Source organism: Gammaproteobacteria bacterium, from assembly GCA_022340215.1.
Lineage (GTDB): Bacteria > Pseudomonadota > Gammaproteobacteria > JAJDOJ01 > JAJDOJ01 > JAJDOJ01.
Map to the genome: position 1 here is coordinate 1 of JAJDOJ010000075.1, position 5,946 is coordinate 5,946.

The 5,946-nt window shown below is 57.1% G+C and carries 6 protein-coding genes and 1 pseudogene; 4 read left to right on the forward strand and 3 right to left on the reverse strand.

Features of this window, described 5'->3' with window-relative positions; genetic code table 11:
* The 4 genes from LJE91_05595 to LJE91_05610 form a co-directional block, all read left to right on the forward strand.
* Nucleotides 1-637: hypothetical protein (locus LJE91_05595; GenBank protein MCG6868210.1), on the forward strand; the 637-nt coding region annotated here is incomplete at its 5' end.
* Nucleotides 638-1,485: 848 nt separating this feature from the next.
* Complete coding sequence (locus tag LJE91_05600) at nucleotides 1,486-1,926, forward strand: VOC family protein (GenBank protein MCG6868211.1); 441 nt, start codon at nucleotides 1,486-1,488, stop codon at nucleotides 1,924-1,926.
* 407 nt (nucleotides 1,927-2,333) lie between these two features.
* Nucleotides 2,334-2,540, forward strand: a complete 207-nt coding sequence (locus tag LJE91_05605) for a DUF6494 family protein (GenBank protein ID MCG6868212.1) — start codon at nucleotides 2,334-2,336, stop codon at nucleotides 2,538-2,540.
* 271 nt (nucleotides 2,541-2,811) lie between these two features.
* Entirely contained in the window at nucleotides 2,812-3,654 is an 843-nt protein-coding gene (locus LJE91_05610; protein ID MCG6868213.1) for a phosphodiesterase, read from the forward strand.
* A gap of 188 nt (nucleotides 3,655-3,842) precedes the next feature.
* Here the strand turns inward: LJE91_05610 and LJE91_05615 are convergent, their stop codons facing one another.
* The 3 genes and pseudogenes from LJE91_05615 to LJE91_05625 all read right to left on the reverse strand — a co-directional run bounded on the left by LJE91_05615 (nucleotide 3,843) and on the right by LJE91_05625 (nucleotide 5,728).
* A complete protein-coding gene (locus tag LJE91_05615) occupies nucleotides 3,843-3,998 on the reverse strand; it encodes a hypothetical protein (GenBank protein ID MCG6868214.1) in 156 nt (51 codons plus the stop codon).
* A 342-nt stretch (nucleotides 3,999-4,340) separates the two neighbouring features.
* Nucleotides 4,341-4,439, reverse strand: a pseudogene (locus tag LJE91_05620) (IS6 family transposase).
* Between the two features lie 350 nt (nucleotides 4,440-4,789).
* Nucleotides 4,790-5,728, reverse strand: coding sequence for a CHAD domain-containing protein (locus LJE91_05625; protein ID MCG6868215.1), 939 nt, complete (start codon nucleotides 5,726-5,728; stop codon nucleotides 4,790-4,792).
* Between the last annotated feature and the right edge of the window lie 218 nt (nucleotides 5,729-5,946).

The following is a 5,946-nucleotide window of genomic DNA, read 5'->3' on the forward strand; positions in this document are numbered from 1 at the left end:
CCGCGATATCCGTGGCTACGAGATCTTCAGCCATGGCACCTCGGGCGAGGCGCTTACCCTTGCCCATCGCCTTGCAGACACCGCCCACTGGCGCCTCGGCCACCACTTGCTGGGTGAGTGGCTGGCCACGCACAGCGGCCAGCACCGGAGAGCCCTCACCGACACCCCGGCCCTGCTTTGGCGGCTCGCATTGTCCGCACCGCAACCCGTGGCGCTGCATTGGGAACCGATGCGGCGGACGGCCCTGGCTTATATGCACGACACCCCTGATCCGTTCGTGCAGCTACATCGCCTGTTGGCCCTGGCCGGTGCCGGCGACACGAGCGGCATCGAACACTGGCTACGGACCGACCAGAGATTCGCGAACACCAAACAACAGCGGGTCATGGAGCGCTTCGCACTTGCCTTGTGGGCCCTGAGCTCCGACGCCTATTTGCGGGCCGCCGACCTGCTTCACGCCGTTTTACCCGACCTGCCCCTGGTCGGCGGCAGCCAGGCCCAGAACCAACTCTTCGACCAGCTCGCCGCACTTGGCGGCGCAGCAGGCCCGCAACGCCTCACCCGTGTCCGCCTATCGACATGCCGCGTGAGGCAACGGCGATTACGACACCGGGCGGCCTTTCGCCTGAGGTGTTAGCGGCCCACCGATTTACTCACCACCAGTAGATCGGTGGCCAAACGGAAAGCAGTGTGACTGCCTGGCGACCGCAGCCTTCCATCAACTCGAAGTTTGTTCAACCGCCTTTAAGGAAAAAAAGTAAGAGGAAAAAGCAATGTCTCGATAGCAAGAAACTGGTCATCGTCGTCACCAACGGGGTTTGACAACGAGCGCTCGTCCGTTGCCTGGAGCGTTGCCAACATCTTCATCTGCCCACTCTGCGCCAAGGTTCGCGGCTACGATGAATCCGATTTCATGGACGGCGTGCAGATCGCCGGTTCCACGTCAATGCTGGGTGTGGTTGCCGAAGACGCTGCGACGCTGTCCTGATGATCGGCATCGGACCGGCCCATTTGGGTTAACGAAGGACCTGATAGCGCCTTTCAGCTTCCAGGTCCTTAATCGTTTGGCCCAGTCCTCAAGAAATGCCGATAGACCCGCTGCTGTTTCCCAATACTAGGTCCCCCGATTGCTGGTACGCCGAAAGCCGCGTTAAAGTGGCAATTCTGCGCAGCGGTATCGAGACCCGGTTAGTGGTCACCACCGGCATGATCGGACACGATCACCTCACGCCCAAAAGCACTCCTCAAGGTCTAAGGCGATTTCTGTCAAATGACATACCATCCTGCTTGGCTTTTCGTCCGTCCTCTGTGTTGCGACAACCGTTCCATAGTTCGACTATGCGCCTGTTGTCGCGCCTGGATGACGAACGAAAATCCGGCGCGATCTGGTATGCCATTTTCCGGCAATCGCCTCAGGTGGAATGAAAAGTTGCTGGCGGGAACGACAAGGACCGGGGCGTGTCCGAATTTCAAAAGGAGAAATCGATGACCGAGCTGGCCCATGTCGTTTTCTACGTGCGTGATCTCCAACGATCCCTCGTTTTCTACCGCGACGTGGTTGGGTTCGAGGTCGCAGGCACCATCTTCAACGGTCGCGCCGCACTGTTGAGCGGCGGCAGCACCCACCACGAGCTGCTGCTGATCGAGGTCGGAGAGGCGCCGGGACCGCTGCGCGGCCGGCGCATCGGGCTCTACCACGTGGCGTTCAAGGTGGGTGAGGATCTCGATGCTCTGCGGCGCGCGCGTGAGCGCATTCAGACGAAGGGCTTCGAGCTCGCAGGGCAATCCGACCACACCGTCAGTCAGAGTCTTTACCTTAACGATCCCGACGGCAACGAGGTCGAGTTGTTCGTCGACGACCCCTCTGTGGACAGGCGCAGCGACAAATCCTGGATGGAGGCGCCGGTCAAGCCGCTCGAGCTTTGAACGGATCGCGAACCGAGAACAGGGGTCACTTAAGATCCTGCCTTGGGGACAACGTCGACCCGCAGACTCAATCGAGCCCGGACCCGGACAGAAGGCGGTCTCGGACTTCCCTCGAACGCCGATACTGGAACCAACGGCAGACTAACAGGAACGGCGGCCCCAGGTTGATCAGCCAGCTCGGTTACAGCGATCCCGCTTCATTGGACAGAGCATTCGACCGCTGGCAGGGGGCGACGTGCGCCAGAGGAGGCAGAAACGATCGGAAATCTGGCTCAAGGCTGGATGCGCTCCGCCAGGTTGACAATGCCGTTATCTGCTATAGTTTTATGAGTCGTCGTGGCGTTCAGATCGATGGCAACCATCTGCGGAAGGTGCTTTGCACAGCTGTTTGGCTTAGGAGACATACGATGGATGACGATGCCTTCAACCTGGAGATTCGGAAGTATCTCAAAAAGGTCGGGATTACGAGTCAGCGTATCATCGAACAGAAGGTGCGAGAGGCCTTGGAAAGTGGCGAGCTCAAGGGAGACGAGCGCCTGGATGCGAGAGTTAAACTGGAAGTACCCGCCCTGCGGTTAGTCGAGACGATCGACGGCGAAATCAGCCTTGAGTGAGTGAATCGTAAGGCACGCGGGAGCATCTCTTTACCAATCTTGCTTTGAATGTGGCCCTGCGCGGGTATTGTTAGCTTAGGCGATTTCTGTCAAATGACATACCATCCTACTTGTCTTTTCGTCCGTCCTCCGTATTGCGACAACCGTTCCATAGTTCGACTATGCACCTGTTGTCGCGCCTTGATGACGAACGAAAATCCGGCGCAATCTGGTATGCCATTTTCCGGCAATCGCCTTAACGATTATTAAGCGGTGAAATCGGAGATTTCGCTTGTTCATCGGCCTAGTGTGCCGAATCCTGCGTTATAGTGGCAATGCCTGCCGGTCGGCTATCGATCCATTTCCCGACATGCACGTACGAATAGTCCAGCTGTCCGATCTACATCTCTACCGGGATCGAAAAAGTGTGTTAGCCGGCGTGCCGACCTGGGCCACATTTCACGCGGTGCGCGACCTGGTGAAGCGCCAACAGCCCGATTTCGATTACGTCGTAATCACCGGTGACCTGGCGCAGGATGAGGCGAAGGAAACATACGAGATGCTGCGTGAAACGCTCGGGGATTGGATGGATCGTTGTCGGATCATTCCCGGCAATCACGACGATCGGGGAAATATTCGCGCGGTGTTCCCGGAATTGTTCGATAGCGGTACAGGCCCCCTCACATTCGTGCTTCCATGCGGGGATTGGCGCGTCATCGGGCTCGATTCCCATGTCCCTGGCGCCACCAAAGGGCGTATTGACAGTCAGCAATTACAATGGCTCAGAGCGCAATTGGCAAGTGCCCGCGGATGCCATGTTTTGCTTTTCGTACACCATCCACCGACCCCGATCAATGTCGCCTGGCTTGACAAACTTGGCCTGAATAATCCTGCAGAATTCCTCGAGCTGGTCGAGACATCGCCACAGATCAAGATTATTTGTGCCGGACACGTGCATCAGGAGTTCACCGGGCACATCGGACAGGCTGCCTTGTACACCACGCCATCGACCAGCGTACAGTTTGCTGCCCGAAACGAAAAGACATTCGATACCGCTCAAGCGGGTTACCGTACCGTCGTGTTGGAAGGGGACAATTTCCGCACGGAGGTGCATCGGCTATCCGAGTTGCCGTAACCGTACACCATGATAGGACAAGCCCGAACTCCAATTTTCTGGAGCGGCACACACCGTCAACCCCCTCCGCATCGATCCGCCTTGATGTATGGTAAACGGAACAGTGCGCCACAGTTCGAAGACGAACCGTTGTTCGTCAGCATGGTCGTTGCCCGAGCCGCAATTGAAATCAATTATGTCAAAATCCGTCAGCGGGTAGTCGGCTGCTCAACCAGTTGCACACGGCGGTTCAATGCGAGGCCCTGTTCGGTGCGATTGCTGGCTACCGGAGCCAGAAAACCAACGCCGTCACTTCTGAGACGTTTCGGATCGATTCCGTAGCGGTTCACGAGTTCGCGCTCCACAGACTTCGCGCGTTCTAATATGGCCTTCCAGCGTAGCGTAGTTTTCCCTGTCCTTTCGCGCCTTGACGGGCGCAGTGAAGATGCGATACTCGTCAAAATCAATCTGACTGTATTTTCTCAGGGATGATCCTTTCAGTCACCCTATATCAGGATAGTCGCTGCTTCCCTTGACATCAGAATCGGTAGCCTGCCCCGTCGTGCATATGCCAAATAGCACAAGAATCGACAAGAATTAGCGCATTGTTGTCTCCCTTGATGAGAACTGACCCCGGAAACTAGGACAGCCGGACAAGTGTCGTTCCGGTTATGCCGCCAACCGCTGGTCGTCTGCTTGAAGGTTGTGCGGAAGCTCAGTCTAAAGCAGTGATATAGCCAGATAGCGTAGCTAATGCTCTCCGGTGGAAACCGGTGGCGGTGAAAACGGGGTTTTCGCTTGTTCATCCGCCCTGTCTGCCGAAAGTCGCGTTAGTGACAATGCCACTTGAAGGCACTCTCGCAAATCGGACCACACGCTCGTCGGCAATACCCAGAACAACCGATCAAAGTCGGTCGCAGACGGGAGTGGCGATGCTTGAGGACCGCGAGCCGGTGCCGAAGGACCAGATTTTCAAGGGCGAGCTCTCGCCGATCCCGTAACAGCGATCTGAGCGTTCCTGCAATGATTCCAAGCCATTTGATCATGGACCGTGAGGAACTACCCACCGTCGCCAGGAAACGGCGATAGAATCATCTTCAGACGAATACTCAGGAGGGTAGGATTGAAGCCTGGGACAGCCGGCCGTGACAGCCCCTTAGCGCACCAGCGCGGACTTCTTCCACCATGGGTGCTTGGCCGCGATGAACTCCTCCCAGAATTCGTCGAAGCTGTCTAGCATATGATAGTAATCACAGGTGCGCCAGCCGATCAGCCCGCCTGAGTAGACCATCAGCTCGTTATCCTCGGAGCCCTCGAGTACGAAGTTCAGCAGCGTCTTCATGACCGCGACGTCGTTCATCAAACCCAGCAGGTCCTGCAGACCCTTCATGTGCTGGATGAAGACGTCCATGCCGGTGAACATCGAGCTGAAGAACTCGGCCGCGTAGCGCAGCTTCTTGCACTCAATGCGCAGGCGATGCATCTCGGCCGGGTTGTCGCGGTCCACGTTGGAGCCTGCCGAGAGGACCTTGCGCTCCTGTTTGTCCATCAGGTTGCGCGAGTACGCCACCAGGTTCATGGAAAGATTCTTCTTCTGTTTGCCCTTAAGGTTGGCCGACTCCCAGCGGGAGTGTTCGAACCAGTCCACGAAGCCGTCCTTGAATTGCCGGTAGCGGTTACTGTCCAGCATGGACGCCACCTGGGTCTCGTAGACGTGGGCACGTTTTGCCTTGGCCAGCTCGAGCAGCTTTTCCGCCCCATCCAGAGGCATCTTGTCGGCCATCGTGGTTAGACCCTCGGCGATGAAGACATCAAGGTCCCGCGCCATGCCCAGCTCGCCGGCCAGCCAGCGCATCTCGTCGCCCCAGGTCTCGCTCACCTTCTTGGGGATGGCGCTGCGGAACAGGGTAAGCGCTGAGCGCATGCGGCGCACTGTAACCCGGAGCTGGTGTACGCCCTCTATGTCCTCCCAGCTGCGGGCCACGTTCTGCCATTCGAGGAGATAGGCAAAGTTGTGACGCATGATGGCAACAAAGGCCTCGCTGACCGTTTGGGAGGCGTGTATCGAGGCGGGTGTCTTAGGTTTTTTCGCCATGTTCTGCTGTCGAAATCACTCATGGAAAGTGGGGTAACATTCGTATATTGGTATACCATAAAATCAAAACCAACTGGACGGCTACAGCTTGATGCGTTTTGAAAGGGAGTTTACCTGATCGATTCAGAAGCTGAGATTGAATCGATATTACAGTCATACCGCTTGGCTGATGATTTCGCCTGGATGCCGGTAGCCGGTAGCCGGTAGCCGGTAGCCGG